Source organism: Vibrio maerlii (assembly GCF_003415655.1).
In the GTDB taxonomy this organism is placed as follows: Bacteria; Pseudomonadota; Gammaproteobacteria; order Enterobacterales; family Vibrionaceae; genus Vibrio; species Vibrio maerlii.
Genome location: NZ_QRHC01000004.1, coordinates 24,688 through 44,659, shown reverse-complemented (window position 1 = coordinate 44,659; position 19,972 = coordinate 24,688). Strand labels below are relative to the sequence as shown.

The following is a 19,972-nucleotide window of genomic DNA, read 5'->3' as shown; positions in this document are numbered from 1 at the left end:
GTACTCCTTACATCTTGCGTCTTAGTATTGACTATGACTTTAGACTAGAAAAATAGTCCTGCCACGAAACATGTTCTCGACCCGCAGCTTGAGCATAGTGACTTGGGTTATCAGACTTACCTTCCCGAATCCCTTGATAGATGCCTGCGATAACCGTACCGATGAAGTCACCGAGCTCTGCAATACGATCTTGTTTGTACTCTTCCACACTCATGGATTTGAAGACAAGATCGGTCCCAAATGCGACGTTCATGTATTCCGTTAATTGGGCTTGCGTTATTGCTTCACCATGAAGGTTATACATTTCACCGTTGTGCTTGTCTTCCGTCAGCATACGAGCATAGGCGTAACCCAACTCCGATCTTGTGGTGTAACCACATTTACCGTCTTCAGCACAGTTAAAAACGCCACCGAGCTTTTTGTAGCTATCGATGTATTCAATATCTGGCTCTATATAAATGCCATTTCGACCAATCACCCAATCGAGACCGCTCTCACGGATATCCTGCTCGGTTTGACGGTTACTCTGAATTACTGGTGAGAATGCGGTGCCCTCTTCAGCACCTTGAACACTGGTATAAACAAGTTTCTTAACACCAGCTCGCTTTGCGGCATTAATCACATTGCGATGCTGCCCGATCCGCTTTTCTGGAGCGTCCATACCCGAAACAATCAATAGTGAATCGACACCTTGCAGAGACTGTTCAAGTTGGACAATGTCGTTGTAATCTCCCTGTCTGACCTCAACACCCAAATGAGAAGCTTTCTCTGGTGTTCTTGCTAGTGCAATAACACTCTCTTTTGATGTGTGCTCAATGACAGCTTCTACAATTGCAGCACCGAGCTGTCCACTTGCTGCAGTAACAGCGATTTTCATATTCCATTCTCCATCTATATCGACGCAACTAAATAAGCGTAAGCCAAACCATGACTTAATGACAAAAAACGGCTATTCACACAAATCTATGAATAGCCGATTATAAAAATCTTTGTTACTTCCAACCCATCTTCCACTTCGAAGCATCTTTAAGCTCCTTCCAATCAATCTCTCGTGGACGCTTCGACATTACGGCCTCAATCATGCAAAAAACGCAAATGTCCTCCTCAAAATCTATGTCCGTAACAATGAAGTGCTTTTCCCTATCTATTGGCATCACGGCAGTCCATTTGCTATGCAGTAACTTTTTAGGATTGATGCGATTCATCTAACACTCCTCTAAGCGGTTGATGTTATATATAGTCTGAAATTAAATAAATCGATCAAAGTAGACTAGGTGGTCAAGCGAACCTAACCAGTCAAAAATGATGAAACCACTCAACCCAACACATTAGGCGCTTTTAGCAGCCTGCTTTACTGTTGACTTCAAGTTCTGCATGAATTTCTTGAAATGCGGCATGAAATCAACAAATAGTGGATGCTTACGATCTTTCATCATTACAGGTCCCAATAGGCGCAGTGCCACAGCAACTTTGGTTGCTGTTTCTGGCTCTAACCCACTGCCTTTCTTTAAGTTCTCAACAACGTTGAAGAGATCTTCACGGTCTTGGTAATCAAACTCTAGTGTTTTGGGTGCATCTACGCCAACTTCTTCAACAATGATGCGCTATTGCTTGTCTTTGCGAATCTTCGGGATCATATCTACTACCTTAAAAATTTATGAGTGTTAGTGTCTTGTCGTGTTTAGGTGGTTAGCTCTTAAGGAACTTTTCGACCTTCGGTTTAATTGTCATTGTATTGCAAACTTTTTGGATAGAGACAAAGCTCAGGTTACTCGCCTGCTCAGCAGTTTAATTAAACAAGAACTGATCGTAAAAGAGCCAAGCCCAGAAGATAAGCGCAGCCAATGTTTGCGGATGACAAAGAGTGGCGAGGAGATTATCGCTAAGCTAACGAACGTTGATTCCGTGATGTTTGAGAAAATGAAAGATGGTATTGATCCTGCCGACTTGGAAATATTCGAACAGGTCGCGATAAAAATGGCGCGCAACCTCAATAATTGAGGAACCTAGCGGAGAATTAATATAGATTAATTCTCCGAATTTTTACTGGCATCACAAGCATTCTGAGCACCGACATCTCAACTAAAAATTTCACTCTCAATTTGAAACCATGAATGTTCCTCATGTTGAATGTGAAACAAATCCATTTTTTATCTTTGTTGTAGAAATGTATAAAAACTACATCAAACACCAAATCGATAAAGTCAGCAAAAAGAATTTGGTTCTTACAATAAGAAATGGATATCACGGCAATGAATACAGAATTTAACTTTACAATAAAAAGCATTAGCCTCGACGAGAACTACCTTCCGTCAGACAGCACTCGCATCACCACGAACTTTGCCAACCTCGCTCGTGGCGAAAGTCGCCAAGCCAACCTGCGCAACGCCCTTCAGATGATTGATAACAGCTTCAATGCACTGGCAAATTGGGATAACCCAAAGTGTGATCGTTACTCTGTTGAACTGGAAATCGTATCGGTTGATATGGATGTTGAAGCAGGCGGAGAATCCTTCCCTTCCATCGAAGTTTTAAAAACAAACATCATTGATCACCAAACCAACAAGCGTATTGAAGGTATTGTGGGTAATAACTTTTCTTCTTACGTTCGTGATTATGACTTCAGTGTTCGTCTTCTAGAACATAATAAAGATCAGGATACCTTCTCTATTCCGGAAGATTTTGGTGACTTGCACGGAAAGCTATTTAAGCACTTTATTAATTCAAACACTTATAAAGAAAACTTCAGTAAGCCTCCGGTTATTTGTTTGAGCGTTTCAGACAGTAAAGTCTATCAACAAACCGATAACCATCACCCTGTTTTAGGGGTGGAATACACGCCAAACCAATCTTCACTCACAGAGCAATACTTCCAAAAAATGGGGCTTCAAGTACGTTACTTCATGCCACCAAACAGCGTTGCTCCACTCGCCTTCTACTTCTTTGGTGATCTGCTCAATGATTACACGAGCCTTGAATTAATCAGTACGATCAGCACGATGGAGACATTCCAAAAAATCTATCGCCCTGAGATCTACAACGCGAATGCAGTAGCAGGAAAACGCTACCAACCAAACATAAAAAACCTTGATCACTCATTGACCAAGATCGTTTACGACCGAGAGGAACGCAGCAAGCTTGCGGTTGAGCAAGGTAAATTTGCCGAAGAGCACTTTATCAAGCCATATCAGACCATCTTAGAGAACTGGTCTGCAAACTGGTCTACAAACGGCGCTTAATCAATTTACTGAATCTAAGGTTACACAACATGAAAACACTTTTACCAACTTCTACCGCTGGCAGCCTACCAAAACCGGTATGGTTAGCTGAACCAGAAACACTATGGTCACCATGGAAACTGCAAGACCAAGCGCTTGTTGAAGGCAAACATGATGCACTGCGCGTCTCTCTGCAAGAGCAGCAACGTGCGGGTATTGATATCGTTAGCGATGGCGAACAAACTCGTCAGCACTTTGTCACGACCTTTATTGAACACCTTGACGGCGTGGATTTTGAGAAGCGTCAAACGGTAAAAATCCGTGACCGCTACGATGCAAGTGTGCCAACGGTTGTTGGTCCTGTCAGTCGTCAAAAACCGGTGTTTGTAGAGGACGCAAAGTTCCTACGTAAACAAACGGATAAACCGATCAAATGGGCACTCCCTGGTCCTATGACGATGATCGATACATTGTTTGATGATCACTACAAAAGCCGTGAACAACTGGCATGGGAATTCGCTAAGATTCTTAATCAAGAAGCAAAAGAGTTAGAAGCCGCGGGCGTCGATATTATCCAATTTGATGAGCCTGCATTTAATGTGTTCTTTGATGAAGTGAACGACTGGGGTATCGCAGCTCTAGAACGTGCCATCGAAGGGCTGAAATGCGAAACAGCGGTTCATATCTGTTACGGCTATGGAATCAAGGCGAACACCGATTGGAAGAAAACTCTCGGTTCTGAATGGCGACAGTACGAAGAAGTCTTTCCAAAGCTGCAAAAATCGAACATCGACATCATTTCACTCGAATGTCATAACTCTCGTGTTCCTGTCGAACTGCTGGAGTTGGTCCGTGGTAAGAAGGTCATGGTAGGTGCAATTGATGTGGCTACCCACGAAATCGAAACAGCCGAAGAGGTTGCTGAGACACTTCGCAACGCTCTAGAGTTTGTCGATGCCGAGAATCTCTACCCTTGCACCAATTGCGGCATGGCTCCCCTACCTCGCCACATTGCCGAAGCGAAGTTAAGTGCGTTAAGTGCGGGCGCAGAAATCGTTCGAAGCGAACTCACTTAGCTGACTTCCGAAAGCATCTTAGCCACAGATGCTTTCGGTGTTTTACCAATCCTTTGCAACAGTGAAAAACGCGGCAATGCAATACCATACTCATAGTTTAAGATATCAAGCTGGATCAACCATAACTTTGCTGTCATTTCCGCATCAGCTAACGCTCGGTGAAATACCCCATCATTATCAATCTGATGGTATCTCACGAGGTCACCAAGCTTATGCGAAGTTGCCTGCTGAGAAATACGTCGAGAATTCAATAAAGTACAAGCAAACTCACCATCGTAACTGCGACCAATAGCCTCTAATTCAGCGTCGAGAAATTTCTTATCAAACGATGCGTTGTGAGCGACTAAATTACTCCCCTGTATAAAGTCAGCAAACTCATTCATCACCACCGCGCAATCATCCGCCTCTCTAAGCATATTATTGGTAATGCCTGTATAGCTTTCTATGAAGCTACTCACGCGAAAACCTGGTGTCATCAAGCGTTGAAAACGATCAACAATGTGGCCATTTTCTAGCTTCACTGCACCGATTTCAATTGCACGATCGCCTTGATTTGGGGATAAGCCTGTCGTTTCGAAGTCGAGAATTGTAACGGTATGAGCAAATGGGGAAATAGACACGTTGAGTTCCAGTATTGAGTTAAATAAAGCAAAGCGCGTATTTTACTCAACCGTTCGCCAAATTCCCATCAGAACCTCAAGTTGATAAATCAAGACGAGGTTTTCATCTCAACAACAAATGAATAGCACGGTTCCTATCGATTTATCTATATAAACCAAGATAGAATACCATCCGGTGACGCAAACCTTTGCGTTACATAAAAACGAAGAAATATAAAGGTTTAGCAATGACGCTTAAAAGTTTGGCATGCGCAATTAGCACATCGCTGTTGGCAGGTTGTATCACAACAGCTGGTACAGATACACACAATGCAGATTTGATCATCAGTAATGGTCAAGTTCTTACTATTAATTCAGATATGGAAGTCATCAAAGATGGTGTTGTCGTGGTTGAGAACGATAAAATTATCGCGGTTGGCGGTGAAGAGCTTCTTACTCAATACAGTGCAGAAATGATCATCGACGCTAATGATGGCATTGTGATGCCGGGTATGGTCAATGCTCACAACCACCTTCCAATGATCGCATTCCGTGGTTTAGGCGAAGAAGGCATATCTAACCGTCTATTTGCATATTTTTTTCCACTAGAAGCAGAAAAGTTAAGCCGAGAGCTGATCTACAACGCTACAAAACTGGGCAGCATTGAGCTAGCACAAAGTGGTGTTACGACTTACGCCGACATGTATTACCACATGGATGAAATGGCCAAAGCAACAAAAGAAGTAGGACTTCGAGCCGTCTTGGGGGAAACAGTGATTAAGTTTCCAGTCGTCGATGCGAAAGAACCTTATGGCGGTATTGAATACGCGAAAGGCTTCATTGAGGAGTACCAAAACGATCAGCTTATCACCCCAGCTTATGCACCACACGCCGTCTACACCGTTAGCAAAGACAAGCTCCAAGAAATCAATAAATTATCTGCAAAGTACGATGTGCCAGTGCTGATTCATGTTGCTGAATTTCCTAACGAAGAAAAGCGCATCAAAGACGAAACCAAAGCAACCTCACCAGTGGAGTACATGTCTGAGATCGGCGTTCTTGATGAACGCGTAGTCCTTGCACACGCTATCCACCTATCAGAAAACGACATCAAGCTTGTTAAAGAAGCAGATGCAGGCATCTCATACAACCCAATGGCAAACGCAAAAGGTGCAACGGGTATTGCTCCTGCCTGGGAAATGTATCGTGCAGGCATGCGTATCGGCATTGGGACAGATGGACCGATGAGCTCTAACCAAGTCGATATCATGAGAACATTAAGCTATGCAGCAAACATGCAACGTTTGAAACACTCAGACCGCACCATCATGATCCCAGAGCAAGTGATTGAAATGGCAACTCTTGGTGGCGCAAAGGCTCTACATATGGAGGACAGTGTTGGCTCTCTAGAGGTTGGTAAGAAAGCGGATATCGTTATTGTTGAAACACAATCAGCCAACATGCTTCCAAGCTATGACCCATACGCGACCTTAGTGTATCAAGCCAATCCAAGCAATATAGACACAACCATCGTCAACGGTGAAATTGTGATGTTGAATCGCGAAATGCAGACAGTGAAACTCGATGAAATCCGTGAAAGTGTTGACGCATTTGAGGCTGACATTGCTGAATTTGCTAAAGAATTAGCGAAGAAAGCAATTAAATCGAAAAGTTTAATGGATTAAAGTCTCCACATACAAAATGACCCTGAAAAGAATTCTGTAAGCAAGCGGCGTCCATCGCCGCTTTTTTACACTGTAAATTCTTAACTTGAACTCTCATAGCCCTAAACAACAATGCCAATGTGACTCGTCTATGTGAATTTTCGGTGAAAGATTGACATTAGCTCTACTGGCTACTTGAATTAATCGTATTTTCTATGCAATTGTTCATTAGTAATCAATCATTTGAGTGAATATCATGAAATTAAACATTCGTTCTCTTATTTTGGCTAGTATCGCATGCTCATCTATTACCCCTTATGCAGTGGCCGAAGTGACCCTAGAAGTTCCTAGCGATGTAACGGTTTTCTCGGCTAACGAAAAAAAACCGAAGTTAGAAGGTGGTCTTTTCTCTTCGACAAAAACCATCACTTTACCTGATGGCGATAACCAACTTGTCTTTAAATACGAAGCCTCTTTCGATCAAGGAGATGAAAGAAAATTCGCCACCAGCGACGCAATCATTGCGAAATTTAACGCTACCGACACTACGCTTTCTTTTGAGTTGCCAGAATATCGTAATTTAAGAACTGCAGAAAAAGAGATTGCCAATCTGCAATGGCAACTAGTCGATGACCAACAGCAAGCAATAGAAGTAAAACAAGATAAACTTCTAAAAGACGGCATGCAAATTGGCCGAGATTATGTTCGTGAAGCACAGGACTACAACCGTGTTGGTGGTGTGGCCGCGCTCGCAACGACCGCGCTTACCACCACTTCGACTCAACAAGCTACTTCGCAAACTACACCGGCAACTCAAACAAAAGCACAAGCCACGCAAACCGGCTCAACAGCGGAAGAAATGCTCCATTTTTGGTACGAAAAGGCTGATTCAGAGACCAAGCAACGCTTTAAAGACTACATTAATCAAAAATAAAAAAAGCGCCGGCGTTGGGCCGGCGCAATATCTCGTTCTCAGCATTAGTCGCGGTCGATTCGATCGTAAGAGTATTTCACGTCGATCACCGGTTGATACACAATTTCACCGGATTCACCCCAAAACTCTTCAACCGTTAGCTTCGAATTTAGTAACTCGAATGAACCACTGTCTGACTGGTAACTGCTGACGCGAAGTTCACGACTCAACTCATATGAGTCCGCTTGACTTAGGCTTTGAGCCATCATTTGCCCATTTTTGATAGCCATTTCTTTCGATTGAACTGCGTCACCCTTCACTGATGAATTACTGACTACTTTCTGGTACATCAAGCTCGCAGACGCTGAAAATGAAGCCATTGCGAATAGAGCCGTAATCCCTAGTACTTTTACATTTTTGATAGTGTTCATGTGTCACTCCCGTGTGTCTTACTTACCTTAAAACGGCTCTCAACAACGAGCCAACGAAGATACTTACGAGAATAGACCCTCAATGGTTCGAAATTATTTCAGTTTATTTTTCATACTTTTCGCGTGATTTAAGCAGAGTTAGATTTCAATGTATTGGCTCATTTTTTAATTTAGCATTACCTAAAATAAACAGAGGCTTACGCTCAGTAGCACCGCTAAAAACGTAATCTATCTACCGTAAAAATAAAACCTTTAGTTATAAATAATAACCAATAAACATATAGATCCATTCTATTCACTAAAATTTCACACCAGAAAGAATATGATATACCATAAATAACATTTCTGTTTGTACTCTGGTGAATACTCGTTAATGACCGATACTAATACTGATTACTGGGCTCTATCGTTACTACCAAATCTAATGCAATGCCACTCGACTCGGGACGTCGAAGAATACCTGGCAGAGATCCAGCCCAAGTTAAAAACGGCAAACACCTCGCTCTCATCGATTTATCTGAGGTATTGTGACGGATTCTTTGAGTACAAAAAAGGCAACTATCTGGTCGCAATCGAAACGTTAACTGAAGTTGTCGAGCTCGCAAAAAGGGGACAGCATATTACCGTTCAGCTTTATGCAAGCCATACACTTGGCGTTATGTTGTTTCGGTTAGGTCGTTACGATGATGCTGTCGCTTTCCTTACTCGAGGTTTAAAAGCAAAAGAGTTAGGTGATGACTTTTTACTGAGTCACGTCTATAACATGTTTGGTAATATTGAGTTTCAGTTGGGTAACTACCAAGGAATGCTTGATAACTTCACTAAAGCTCGTGACCTTGATATTAACGAGTCGCAACTCGCGCGACATGTCATATTAACTAACTACCCACAAGCGTTTGACTACCTTGGTGATGCTGAAACAGCTTTCACTGAATACGAGAAAGCTCGTGAAATTTTGGAACGCAATCCTAGTGACTTTGCTTGGTACCTATACTACGGTGCATTCGCACAGCACCTAGCCAAACAAAGCAAATATGAGTTGGCTCTAGAACTTTACAACAAAGCGCTCGAGTTAGGTTCGAAAATCAGTGATCGCTTCCAAGTTGCAGCAGACTTTTTGGAATACTGTGAGATAGCGCTCGACGCCGAACACTACACCAACCTCGAAACCTACGCTAATGATGGCGTACAGGTAGCTAGAGAAGTGCAGTCCTCTCGCTTATTAGATGGATTCATTGGTATATACAACCAGCTTGCTGAACTTCACAAGAGCAATCCAGAAAAACGCATGCAGCACCTGGAAACCTCTTTGGAATTGAGCCTGCTGACGAGTAAACTCAAATCTGAGTCAGAAAAGCGTTACCTTTCGAAAATCTATGAGTTGCAGCAAGACAAAGTACGTCATGCCAATGCGATTTCCTTACAAGATAACCTTTCTTTGATGGGCTCAATGGGCGAGTATCTGACGACTTGCTCCGACATAGCCGAGCTTATTGATCGTCTCTATCAAGACATCAACCTCTTCATGCGCGCAGACACCTTTGCTATTGGTATTTATGATAGCTCGGAGCACAAGGTACGATTTGACCATTACATCGATGATGGCAAACACGTAGATAGCGTTGAGGTCGATTGCAGTGAAAACCACTCAATCACGGCGCGATGCGTACAAACAAGGCAACCCTATTTTACTAACGATTATGACATCACAGCCATGGCGAAACACTTGGGTTGCGAGGTTGCGGACCTGATTCGAACCAGTAGTCATACTAAAACGTTCTACTCTTTGATGTTTTTACCCATAATAATCAAAGATGAGCTGTTAGGCGTTGTAACCGTGCAGTCCAAGTTAAAACACAACTATCAGGACTACCACTTTAACCTCATTGAACAGCTGACAAGTTATATTGGTATTGGCTTAACCAACATCTTTCAGAGACAAGAATTGATCAACCAACGAGCTGAGTTTGAAAAACTCTCAGTCACGGATCCACTTACTGGTGTATACAACCGACAGGCTTTGAATCAACAGTTTGCATCCCATCGCTATAGTGTCAGCTTACAACCGGAAAACAGTTTCCTAGGGCTACTACTCGTTGATATTGATCACTTCAAACAGTTTAACGATACCTATGGTCATGTCGCAGGCGATGACCTTCTAACCCGACTCAGTAAGCTCTTTAAAGCCCACTTTAATTCAAGGGCCAGCCTAATCCGTTATGGTGGTGACGAATTTTTGGTACTCATTGAACTAGAAGATCAAGCAATGATGACGAAAATTTGCGGTAACTTACTTGCTGATCTCCATTCGTTGGACTTGCCCCACCGTTCATCACCTCATTATGACAGAGTGACACTTTCCATTGGTGGTGCTTTTGCTCATGCCTCGCAGTGTGAGAGAGCCTTACCCACGTTGATACATGATGCAGATATGGCACTTTACAAGGCAAAAGAGCAAGGTCGTGCGACCTATGTCATCGAATAGGCGTACATGGAGCACCGAATCCTGAATGGATCAAAATAGTTAAATTGCAAAGGGAGTGAGTTGATATCAACTCACTCCCTTTTTGAATTTAGATCGAGTGTAAGAACGCCGCACCGCGTACACCTGAAGAGTCACCATGAAGATTCTTCACAACGCGAGTTCGCACTGACTTAGTAAAAGTATATTGGTTTAGCTTGTCTTGCACGCGAGGGTATATAGCGTCTACGTTCGACATCCCTCCCCCAAGCACAACAATTTCTGGATCAACAAAGTTCACAATCGAACCAATGACACGTGCTAGCTGATCACAATACAAGTCAAAGTGTTCTATGGCCTGCTTATCCCCCTGTTCTACCAGGGCCATGATTTCTTTTGAGTTTGCCTCAAAATATTTCTCACTGAAAGTACGCCCTAGTCCTGTGCCCGAAACAAAGCTTTCCGTACAGTTCATCGAACCACAGTAGCATTCAACGGCTGGGCCATCTTTTTCTGGGTTAAAGTGTGGTAATGGATTGTGACCCAACTCACCACCGAGCTTATTAAGGCCGGTGACCAGACCACCATTAATCACAACACCAGAGCCACAACCAGTGCCGATAATAATGGCGACACAAGAGCTCAGTGCGTCTTTCGCTGCGCCATCTTTAAATTCAGACAACGCCAAGCAGTCTGCATCGTTGGCAATAGCAACAGGCACATCGATGCGCTTTTGCAGGTCACCAATAAAATCTTGCCCATTAAGAACCGTAACGTTCGCCCCTTGCATCAAGCCATCATTACCCACCGAACCACAACAACCAATTCCAATCGATTCAATATCACCATGTTTAGCGACTTCATCAATCACAGACATGACAGAATGAAGAAAACCTTCGTAGTTCTCTTTGTTGGTTGGTTCCCTGTGAGTAACTAAGGTCTGATAGATTTCCGTTTCAGAATTAGGCACTAAGCCTACACCCTCTATCTTAGTGCCACCAATATCTAAGCCTACAATCATGCTGTCTCTCATCTCATTCTTTGCACTCACTGGTGCGATTTAACTGTATGAAACAACTATGGCAAATAAAACGATATAGCACTGTTATCCACGTCAGATCTTAGAGGGCTAAAGCCAGTATTTTCGAGGTTTGAGCAACCAATCACGAATATTGAGGTGGCTGTGAAACTTTTGAATGGAAGGCGAAAAAACAAGTGAACTAGGTTGAATGGGCGTTCAGCAACAAACGATAAATCAATCAAAAATGGCAGGAATTAACATCTGGATAAAAAAGCATCGAAGCTTGAAACTTCGAGACATAATATGTGCCCTTTCTGGGTGATATTCAATAGCTTTAACAAGAATTTTTCATTACAACAAAGTGTGTCACACCTCACAACATGAATTGTTGGCGAAACATCATTTGCTTTGCTAGGTTTAAAGCACGAAGCAACAAAAAAGGAATCAATATGAAAGTAAATGTTCAAACGCATCACGTAACTATCAACGAAGATTCACGTAAGGATATCACTGGCAAGTTTGATAAAATCGCTTCGCACTACCCCTCTCTCATTAGCTGCGACATCATTATTACAAAGGAACACAACCAACACGCAGTAGAAATTTTCACTAACTACGAAGGGGTTAGAGTATCAGCTAAAGCTGAAGAAGATATTATGTACCCAGCAGTTAGTGCTGCAATCAAAAAGTTAGAGGCGGGTCTACGCAACCGTAAAGGTCAACTCAAGGCAGATAAACACGAAAAACCAACAAGCACAAAACCAGAAATTGCTTCTGATATTGTTCAAGAGATGAAATTGGTTTAAACGTCACTGAGGGCAAGAATTAAAACAGCGCCGATGGGATTCCATCGGCGCTGTTGCGTTTAAAGGCTATAAGTTCGCTTACAGCCTTAGATGCTAAAATTACTCAGCAGCCGTTTCTTGTGCAATCTTAACGATAACTTCTACCGCTTTTTCCATACCCTGAACGGTGATGAACTCGTGGATGCCATGGAAATTATAACCGCCAGTAAAGATATTTGGGCAAGGCAACCCCATAAATGAGAGACGAGCGCCATCAGTGCCACCACGGATTGGCTTGATCATCGGCTCAACATCGCACTGCTGCATCGCACGCTTAGCAATTTCAATCACATGAAAGTGAGGCTCTACCATCTCCTTCATGTTGTAATAGTTGTCGGTTAACTGCAACTCAACAGACCCCCTTTCTAATTGAGCATTGAGCTCATCTACTTTTTGCTGCATGAACGCTTTACGCTTCTCTAGTCCCTCACGCTCAAAGTCACGCAAAATATAAACTAGGTGACTCTTGGCGACTGACATCTCTGCACCACCCAAATGATAGAAACCCTCATACCCTTCAGTGCATTCAGGCGTCTCATGACTCGGCATCATTAGTTGGAACTGAGCAGCGATGTTCATAGAATTGATCATCTTATTCTTCGCCGTTCCTGGGTGAACATTCACACCATGCGCAATCACATCAGCACGAGCAGCATTGAAGTTTTCGTATTCAAGCTCTCCAACAGGCCCCCCATCGATGGTGTATGCCCATTTAGCGCCGAATTTTTCCACATCGAACAGGTCTGCGCCTCGACCAATTTCCTCATCTGGAGTAAAGCCAATACAGATATCACCATGTGGTATTTCGGGGTACTCCGTCAGGTAAGCAACCGCGGTTAAGATCTCAGCGATACCTGCTTTGTTATCTGCGCCCAATAATGTTGTACCATCAGTTGTGATAATGTCATGTCCATGCAGTGACGTTAAATCAGGGTATTGAGCCGGTGTCAGTTGCTCACCACTATCACCCAAAGCTATACCGCCACCTTGGTAATTTTTAATGAGCTGAGGTTTTACGTTCTTACCAGAAGCGTCAGGTGCCGTATCCATATGAGCAACAAACCCAATCGCTGGAACATCATACGTCACGTTAGATGGAAGCTTCGCCATCAAATAGCCGTTATTATCCAGAGAAACCTCTTTCAGTCCCATCTCCAACATCTCTTGCTTTAATGCTTGAGCAAAAGTCATTTGACCCGGAGAGCTTGGACATAGCTTATTCGAAGGGTCTGATTTTGTATCAAATGACACATAACGCAAAAAACGCTCTACTAACTGATTCATTATTATTTCCTATAAATCTCTTCATTATTGGCGTGTTATTTGGAATTAAGGGCATAGTACGCCGTTTATGAAGAAATAAATTGCTCTCAATCATGAATACTCGATTTGTGTGCCGAGTAGCCAGTTATCATTATGGAACATAAGCACCATAAAGATTGGAAAATTTAACTATCGAATTGGATTAGTGAATTTTGCATACTGCACCCGTTCGTTAAACAAGTTCATATCGGGAGCAATAACGTGTCTCATCCAATTATCAAAGATCTAAACACTCGCTACACTGCAAAAAAATACGACGCTTCAAAGCGTATCTCTGCGGAAGATATGGAAGTGATCAAAGAAGCTCTACGTCTATCAGCTTCTTCAATCAACTCTCAGCCTTGGAAGTTCGTTATTGTTGAGTCTGATGAAGCTAAACAGCGTTTCCACGATACGTTCGAGAACATGCATCAATTCAACCAGCCACACGCAAAAGCTGCTTCCCATACAATCTTGTTCGCTCACGATCCTGAGTTCACAAAAGAGAAATTTGCTAAACGTGTAGACGCAGAGGTTTCTTCTGGTCACCTACCAGCTGACATGTATGACATGTTCATGGGTGCTTATGCATTCGCAGAAGCAAATACCGACGAAAACGGCTTCAACGGTACTTGGACTAAAGCTCAAGTGTACATCGCACTAGGTAATATCCTACACACGTTAGCGCGTCTTGGTATCGATTCAACTCCGATGGAAGGTGTTGATGCTAAACTTATCGGTGAGAAGTTCGCTGATGAGCTAGAAGGTCACGTATGTGACGTTGCACTCGCAATTGGTTACCACGAGGAAGGCGAAGATTACAACCACGGTTTACCAAAAGCTCGTCTAGCTCAAGACCACGTTGTAACTGTTGCTTAATTCGGTTTTTGCTCAATAACGAGCAATCGACAAATACTAAAAAGGCTGGGGTTTCCCAGCCTTTTTTCTGTTCAACGTATTTTAATACGGGGCACGTCTGTATGCGCAACACAACTACCATTCGATCTGAATAGGTGTACCTACCTCAATCATATCAAACAACTCGTCCATTTCGTGATTTAGCAGAGCAATGCACCCATCTGTCCAGTCGAAGCTTTGAACATAACGCCCAGCCCGAGTCTCACCGTTTTTTAGGCCGTGGATCATGATGTCACCACCTGGATTTTGTCCCTGAGAGAAAGCGCGAGAAGCATCGTACTCGTTTGGGTAATCAATCCTTAAAGAACGGTAGAACCTTGACTCTTCGTTCTTAGCAATGATCCGATAAAAGCCTTCTGGAGTCTTTTTGTCGCCTTCAACCTTCTTATGGCCTTGAGGGTTTGCACCCAAAGCAATACGGTACTCTTTAATCACTTCTTGGTTTGCCATAAGGTAAAGTCGACGCTTGGACTTATCTACCTTCACCAAATCGATCTCTTTAGTGAAACACGAAAACGCTACCACGTTCAACAATACTACTAAGAGCGTTTTTAGCAACACGCTTTTTACAACCACAGCTAACCCAGAATCAAACTAAACAATAATTAAAGAACAAAGAACACATCATTCCCTTATAGAGAACGCATCATAACAAAATTTTTTGGCATAAAAAGACGGCATTTTATTCCCTTGGCATGCAGAAGACACGAAGTGAATCACAACTTCACTTACACAAAGTGATTAAGATTAAACCAATCAAAGATTTAGGGGCATATGGCAGGGAGGTCAGATGAAACAATTTTTATTGTGTTCTTTTGCTTTTATTTCACTTTTAGGGTTTTCCTCACTTACTCACGCTTCAGAAATTACCCCACTCAACGGATTAACCCAGTCCACTGTCGGATACGCTTCACTTCTGATTTTCGCTATTGCGTATGCCTTGGTCATGATGGAAGAGCTTCTCAAACTGAGAAAATCTAAGCCTGTGTTACTCGCAGCCGGCATCATCTGGATAATGATTGGTTATGTGTACAAAAATCACGGCGCTACCGAAGTTGCACAAGCGGCATTGGAACACAACCTTCTTGAATACGCTGAACTCCTCCTCTTCTTATTGGTTGCGATGACCTATATCAGTGCGATGGAAGAAAGACGTCTATTTGATGCATTACGAGCCTGGATGGTCAATAAAGGCTTTAACTTCAGAACCTTATTTTGGTTAACCGGTATTCTTTCCTTTTTTATATCCCCTATTGCCGATAACCTGACCACCGCCCTACTCATGTGCGCAGTCGTCCTCAAAGTAGGTGGAAACAATACACGCTTTATTAACATCGCCTGCATTAATATTGTGATTGCAGCCAATGCCGGGGGAGCATTCAGTCCTTTTGGTGATATCACCACTCTTATGGTTTGGCAGGCGGGTCATGTTAGCTTCTCAGAGTTCATGCCACTGTTTATTCCATCCGTCGCAAACTACTTAGTTCCAGCACTCATCATGTCGTTCTTTGTACCTAAAGAACAACCACACGCTGCCTCAGAATTTGTCGAACTCAAACGCGGCGCAAGACGCATTGTCGGGCTGTTTATCTTAACTATCATGACGGCGGTAAGCTTCCATGCGGTGCTTCACTTCCCTCCTGTTATGGGGATGATGATGGGGTTAGCATACTTGCAGTTCTTCGGCTTTTTTCTCAGACAAACGCTGCAAGCTTCTTTGCATAAGAAAGCTACACGCGCGATTGAAAACGGAGACGATCACGCGCTTAAGCGCCTTGGTTCTGTTGTGCCATTTGATGTATTCCGCAGGGTCTCTCACGCCGAGTGGGACACCCTACTCTTCTTCTACGGTGTCGTAATGTGTGTGGGTGGTTTGAGCTTGCTTGGTTATCTTGGTCTGGTCTCTGAGATTATGTACAACCAATGGGACCCAGTATGGGCGAACGTCATGGTTGGTATACTCTCGGCCATCGTCGATAACATTCCAGTCATGTTTGCAGTCTTAACCATGGATCCGGCCATGAGCATGGGTAACTGGCTGTTAGTCACACTTACTGCAGGTGTTGGTGGTAGCCTACTTTCAATAGGATCGGCTGCAGGTGTCGCACTAATGGGGGCAGCGCACGGCAAGTACACTTTCTTTGGCCATCTAAAATGGGCGCCAGTCATCGCGTTAGGCTACATAGTCAGTATCGCATTACATCTGACGCTCAATGGACACCTGTTTTAGATAGAGATTATATCTTTACTAAACGAAAAGCCTCGATGATAAGTATCGTCGAGGCTTTTTATTGGAACTAATTTTTGAATGCTTAATCGTAGAATGGTGTCACATCAACGTTGAGAGAATTAGGCGAAATCGCTTTTACAATTTTAGTGTTGCTGTGTTTTAAATCAATATAAGTAACGTCGGTATAACGCTTATACTTGTTTGAGTAGAAGCATTTCACTTCAGGTTTTAGTGGTTGCGTTGAGTTTGCAGTCCATACAATCGCAACTCGCCCATCACTCAGTTCAACAAGAGAGCCAACAGGATACATGCCGATGCAGTTAATAAACTTATACACCAACTCAGAATCTAAATGATTCGGCGTCAAGCTAAGGATGATTTTAAACGCTTCTGCTGAGGTCATACCCTTCTTGTAAACTCGGTCTGCTGTTAATGCATCATAGATATCAATGATACTTGCTAGACGGCCGTACAAAGTCAGTTCATCACCCTTGAGTCCATTTGGATAACCCGTACCATCCAGCTTTTCATGGTGCATCAGACACACATCGCGACTGATTGGGCTCAGACCCTTGATATCATCAATAATCTGGTTAGCAAACACCTGATGAAGTTTCATATGGTCGAACTCTTCAGGAGTTAAACGACCAGGCTTGTGAAGTACCTTGTCATCCACCTTTACCTTGCCAATATCATGAATGATACCGCCAACAGCAAGTTGCTTTAGCACTTCTTTTTCAAAGCCTAGGTGCTTACCAAACGAGACCAGTAGACAGGATACGTTCACCGAGTGTTCTAGTAGGTAAGAATCTTTTTTACGCAGCGCAGATACACATTGTAAGGCATCAGAATCGACCAACGCAGACTCAATCATTTCATCTGCCCAGTCTTCAACGACAGAGACGTCAATAACCTTGCTTTCAAAGGTTTGATTGATCAGTTTCTGGGCAAGGCTCTTAGCTTCTTTTAGTACCTTTTTCGCACGTCTTTGATTAGATTCACGACTAATAAGTTTACGCTTTTGGTTCGCTAATTTTTGCTGACGCAATACTGTCTCAGGTACTTCTGGCTTAGTCTCAACCTCTACAGGTTTAATGATGCAGTCAGGCGCTGACAGGCTTCGGTCCACCCAAGCAAATTTGACCTGATTACTACGTAAACGCGTAATCGCTTCTTTGCTTGTAACTCTACCCGCGTTCGTTAAGTTTACGCGTTTACTATTTTCTATCGCTGTAACAAACATACCCACCGATAGGTTATCGATCGATATTTTGATTGAGTCTTCTAACTTGTATGTCATTTATAACGTTGAATGCAGGTAAGTAGCGTTGCATTATACAAGTGTTCAATAGTTTATAAAACTGTAACAAACTATAACCCGCCCAACAAATGGTCACCTGTACTGTAAGTGATAATTTGATCACATAGTTTAACGTTAACTTCACATTAAGAAGCATTGATTAGATTGAACGCTCTTTATCTCGTATTTATCCTGTAGGAGGACGAATTACGTTAGATAAAATAACCAAATAATCGTTTGCGCAAAGATAAAAACACCAGTAGCACGTAATTGATCCAGAACAAAGCATTAGTAAAAATCCACATATGCATTAGAAAAACTCGTATGAAGCATTCCTTTTTTGCGACAAATGTTTCAAAATATGTCCAGCCAAAAAGTTAACATTTAACAGTAATAAGTACTGTTTAAAAACAACGAGCAATTTAATATGTGGAATAAACTCAACAAATCAATGATGTTCTGCCAAATGATGTTTGGCTTATCATTCTACGGCGTTCTCGTCAGCCTAACTCGATTCTTTCTAGAAGATCTAAACTATAACGAAGCTGACACCATGATGATCGTCGGCGCGTTCTCTGCGATCGGTCCTCTATTCGCTATCGCAGGTGGCTTCATCGCAGACAAATTCTTGGGTGCCTACCGATCACTAACCATCAGTTTCCTTGCGTTTGCTTCTGGTTACGTGCTACTGGTACTAGGCGCATCAGCGACAAACGTCCCTCTATCTATGTGTGGTATTGCTCTAGCAAGTTACGGTCGTGGTCTAATGTCTCCATCGTACCCAAGCTTGTACAAGCGTACGTTCAAGTCTCAAGAAGACTTTGAGAAGGGTTACCCAATCAACTACTCAGTGAACAACGTTGGTGCCTTCTTAGGTCAATACCTGTTCCCAATGATCGTTCTTGTGATTGGCTTCCACGGTGGTTTCGCAATCTCTGGAATCATGGCAGCGGCTGCTCTTGGTATGCTAATCATGAGCCGTAAAGGCCTAACTGGCGTTGGTGCTGAGCTAGACCAAAAACCGGTTCCTGCAAAAAACTGGGCAATGTTTGGCGCACTTTCTGCTGCGATGATCGGCCTTGTATTCTTCATGTTCTCTAACATGGATGTTGGTCAAAACATCGTTTATGCGATTGGTGGCGCAGCAATTCTTTACTTCGTTTCTCTAATGTTCAAAGCGAGCAAGTCTGAGTCACTGAAGATGGGTACTATCCTTATCGTGACTTTCCTAACAACGTGTTTCTTCGTTTACTACGGTCAGATGATGACATCGATGAACATGGTGGCAATCAACACACTTAAAGGTTCTCTATTTGGTTTCATCCCTCTAGAGCCAGAAGCGGCAATGGCGATGAACCCACTATGGTGTATGGTTGGTGGTCCAATCGTTGCGGGTTTCTTTGGTGCACTAGAGAAGCGTGACATCCACCTATCTACAGCAACTAAAGTTGCTCTAGCATTCGTTCTAACAGCTATTGCTTTCGGTATCCTAACGTTCGCTGTTAGCACAGTGGGTGAAGACGTTGTTATTCGTCCTGAGATTTTCCTAGCAATCCACTTCTTCCAAGCAATCGCGGAAGTAATCGTAGGTTCTATGGTAGTAGCATTCATCCTATCTGTAGCACCTAAGCATATCGAGAACTTCTCTGTAAGTCTGTTCTCTGTTGCAATCGCGCTATCAGGTATCGTAGGTGCCGTGTTCTCTACTTCTATCGCGCTAGAGAAAGGTCAGGAAATCACTCAAGAAATCGTTCAAACGGTTTACGGTGACTACTTCCAACTTCTAACCGTGCTAGCTGTTGTTATGGTTGGTATCGCACTTGCGGCATCAGTTGTAATTCGCAAGATGCTTGATGCAGCGAAAAACGCAGAAGCTCAACTGGAAGAAGCTAAAGCTTAACCTTTCAAGTTAATCGACTCGTCCTCAATATTCCAGAATGAGAGCACGATTAAAAAGGGCATCCTCACCAAGTCTATTTCAAATGATAAACTGG

At 43.0% G+C, this 19,972-nt stretch carries 19 protein-coding genes; 10 read left to right on the top strand and 9 right to left on the bottom strand.

Annotated features, from left to right (window positions below; all coding sequences use genetic code 11):
* Window positions 1–31: 31 nt before the first annotated feature.
* The 3 genes from DPF91_RS07715 to DPF91_RS07705 all read right to left on the bottom strand — a co-directional run bounded on the left by DPF91_RS07715 (window position 32) and on the right by DPF91_RS07705 (window position 1,601).
* A complete protein-coding gene (locus tag DPF91_RS07715) occupies window positions 32–877 on the bottom strand; it encodes an SDR family oxidoreductase (protein WP_117233843.1) in 846 nt (281 codons plus the stop codon).
* 115 nt (window positions 878–992) lie between these two features.
* Window positions 993–1,205, bottom strand: a complete 213-nt coding sequence (locus DPF91_RS07710) for a TIGR02450 family Trp-rich protein (RefSeq protein ID WP_117233842.1) — start codon at window positions 1,203–1,205, stop codon at window positions 993–995.
* A gap of 123 nt (window positions 1,206–1,328) precedes the next feature.
* On the bottom strand, window positions 1,329–1,601 hold the full coding sequence (locus tag DPF91_RS07705; protein ID WP_241033796.1) for a DUF3861 domain-containing protein: 273 nt from the start codon (window positions 1,599–1,601) through the stop codon (window positions 1,329–1,331).
* A gap of 145 nt (window positions 1,602–1,746) precedes the next feature.
* On the opposite strand from DPF91_RS07705, the gene DPF91_RS07700 reads away from it, so the two are divergent.
* From DPF91_RS07700 to DPF91_RS07685, 3 genes are all read left to right on the top strand, one after another.
* Entirely contained in the window at window positions 1,747–2,001 is a 255-nt protein-coding gene (locus DPF91_RS07700; protein WP_241033780.1) for a MarR family winged helix-turn-helix transcriptional regulator, read from the top strand.
* A 251-nt stretch (window positions 2,002–2,252) separates the two neighbouring features.
* Window positions 2,253–3,239, top strand: coding sequence for a DUF1852 domain-containing protein (locus DPF91_RS07690; protein WP_117233839.1), 987 nt, complete (start codon window positions 2,253–2,255; stop codon window positions 3,237–3,239).
* Between the two features lie 29 nt (window positions 3,240–3,268).
* Window positions 3,269–4,294, top strand: a complete 1,026-nt coding sequence (locus DPF91_RS07685; protein WP_117233838.1) for a methionine synthase — start codon at window positions 3,269–3,271, stop codon at window positions 4,292–4,294.
* On the opposite strand, the gene DPF91_RS07680 is transcribed toward DPF91_RS07685, so the two are convergent.
* A complete protein-coding gene (locus DPF91_RS07680) occupies window positions 4,291–4,914 on the bottom strand; it encodes a 3'-5' exonuclease (protein WP_420855580.1) in 624 nt (207 codons plus the stop codon). The genes DPF91_RS07685 and DPF91_RS07680 overlap by 4 nt on opposite strands.
* A gap of 227 nt (window positions 4,915–5,141) precedes the next feature.
* Between DPF91_RS07680 and DPF91_RS07675 the strand changes: the two genes are divergently transcribed.
* Together DPF91_RS07675 and DPF91_RS07670 are read left to right on the top strand one after the other, a co-directional pair.
* Entirely contained in the window at window positions 5,142–6,578 is a 1,437-nt protein-coding gene (locus DPF91_RS07675) for an amidohydrolase (RefSeq protein ID WP_117233837.1), read from the top strand.
* Window positions 6,579–6,813: 235 nt separating this feature from the next.
* On the top strand, window positions 6,814–7,491 hold the full coding sequence (locus DPF91_RS07670; RefSeq protein ID WP_117233836.1) for a DUF2057 family protein: 678 nt from the start codon (window positions 6,814–6,816) through the stop codon (window positions 7,489–7,491).
* A gap of 44 nt (window positions 7,492–7,535) precedes the next feature.
* Here the strand turns inward: DPF91_RS07670 and DPF91_RS07665 are convergent, their stop codons facing one another.
* Window positions 7,536–7,901 (bottom strand): DUF3316 domain-containing protein, encoded by a 366-nt coding sequence (locus tag DPF91_RS07665; RefSeq protein WP_117233835.1) that lies wholly within the window; start codon window positions 7,899–7,901, stop codon window positions 7,536–7,538.
* Between the two features lie 373 nt (window positions 7,902–8,274).
* Here DPF91_RS07665 and DPF91_RS07660 point away from each other — a divergent pair, with 373 nt between their 5' ends.
* A complete protein-coding gene (locus DPF91_RS07660; protein WP_117233834.1) occupies window positions 8,275–10,386 on the top strand; it encodes a sensor domain-containing diguanylate cyclase in 2,112 nt (703 codons plus the stop codon).
* Window positions 10,387–10,474: 88 nt separating this feature from the next.
* Here the strand turns inward: DPF91_RS07660 and DPF91_RS07655 are convergent, their stop codons facing one another.
* Window positions 10,475–11,383, bottom strand: a complete 909-nt coding sequence (locus DPF91_RS07655) for an ROK family protein (protein ID WP_117234203.1) — start codon at window positions 11,381–11,383, stop codon at window positions 10,475–10,477.
* 449 nt (window positions 11,384–11,832) lie between these two features.
* Between DPF91_RS07655 and hpf the strand changes: the two genes are divergently transcribed.
* The gene (gene hpf / locus DPF91_RS07650) at window positions 11,833–12,189 is read left to right on the top strand and encodes a ribosome hibernation-promoting factor, HPF/YfiA family (protein ID WP_117233833.1); all 357 of its coding nucleotides are present in this window, start codon (window positions 11,833–11,835) and stop codon (window positions 12,187–12,189) included.
* Between the two features lie 99 nt (window positions 12,190–12,288).
* Here the strand turns inward: hpf and pepT are convergent, their stop codons facing one another.
* A complete protein-coding gene (gene pepT, locus DPF91_RS07645; RefSeq protein ID WP_117233832.1) occupies window positions 12,289–13,512 on the bottom strand; it encodes a peptidase T in 1,224 nt (407 codons plus the stop codon).
* A gap of 240 nt (window positions 13,513–13,752) precedes the next feature.
* Here pepT and DPF91_RS07640 point away from each other — a divergent pair, with 240 nt between their 5' ends.
* The gene (locus DPF91_RS07640; protein WP_117233831.1) at window positions 13,753–14,409 is read left to right on the top strand and encodes a nitroreductase family protein; all 657 of its coding nucleotides are present in this window, start codon (window positions 13,753–13,755) and stop codon (window positions 14,407–14,409) included.
* 114 nt (window positions 14,410–14,523) lie between these two features.
* Here DPF91_RS07640 and DPF91_RS07635 read toward each other — a convergent pair whose 3' ends face one another.
* Window positions 14,524–15,006 (bottom strand): L,D-transpeptidase family protein, encoded by a 483-nt coding sequence (locus tag DPF91_RS07635; RefSeq protein ID WP_117234202.1) that lies wholly within the window; start codon window positions 15,004–15,006, stop codon window positions 14,524–14,526.
* Between the two features lie 232 nt (window positions 15,007–15,238).
* On the opposite strand from DPF91_RS07635, the gene nhaD reads away from it, so the two are divergent.
* Entirely contained in the window at window positions 15,239–16,678 is a 1,440-nt protein-coding gene (gene nhaD / locus DPF91_RS07630) for a sodium:proton antiporter NhaD (protein ID WP_117233830.1), read from the top strand.
* An 82-nt stretch (window positions 16,679–16,760) separates the two neighbouring features.
* On the opposite strand, the gene DPF91_RS07625 is transcribed toward nhaD, so the two are convergent.
* Window positions 16,761–17,978, bottom strand: coding sequence for a cyclic di-GMP phosphodiesterase (locus DPF91_RS07625; RefSeq protein WP_117233829.1), 1,218 nt, complete (start codon window positions 17,976–17,978; stop codon window positions 16,761–16,763).
* Window positions 17,979–18,405: 427 nt separating this feature from the next.
* Between DPF91_RS07625 and DPF91_RS07620 the strand changes: the two genes are divergently transcribed.
* Window positions 18,406–19,878 (top strand): peptide MFS transporter, encoded by a 1,473-nt coding sequence (locus tag DPF91_RS07620; protein WP_117233828.1) that lies wholly within the window; start codon window positions 18,406–18,408, stop codon window positions 19,876–19,878.
* The last annotated feature ends 94 nt before the right edge of the window (window positions 19,879–19,972 follow it).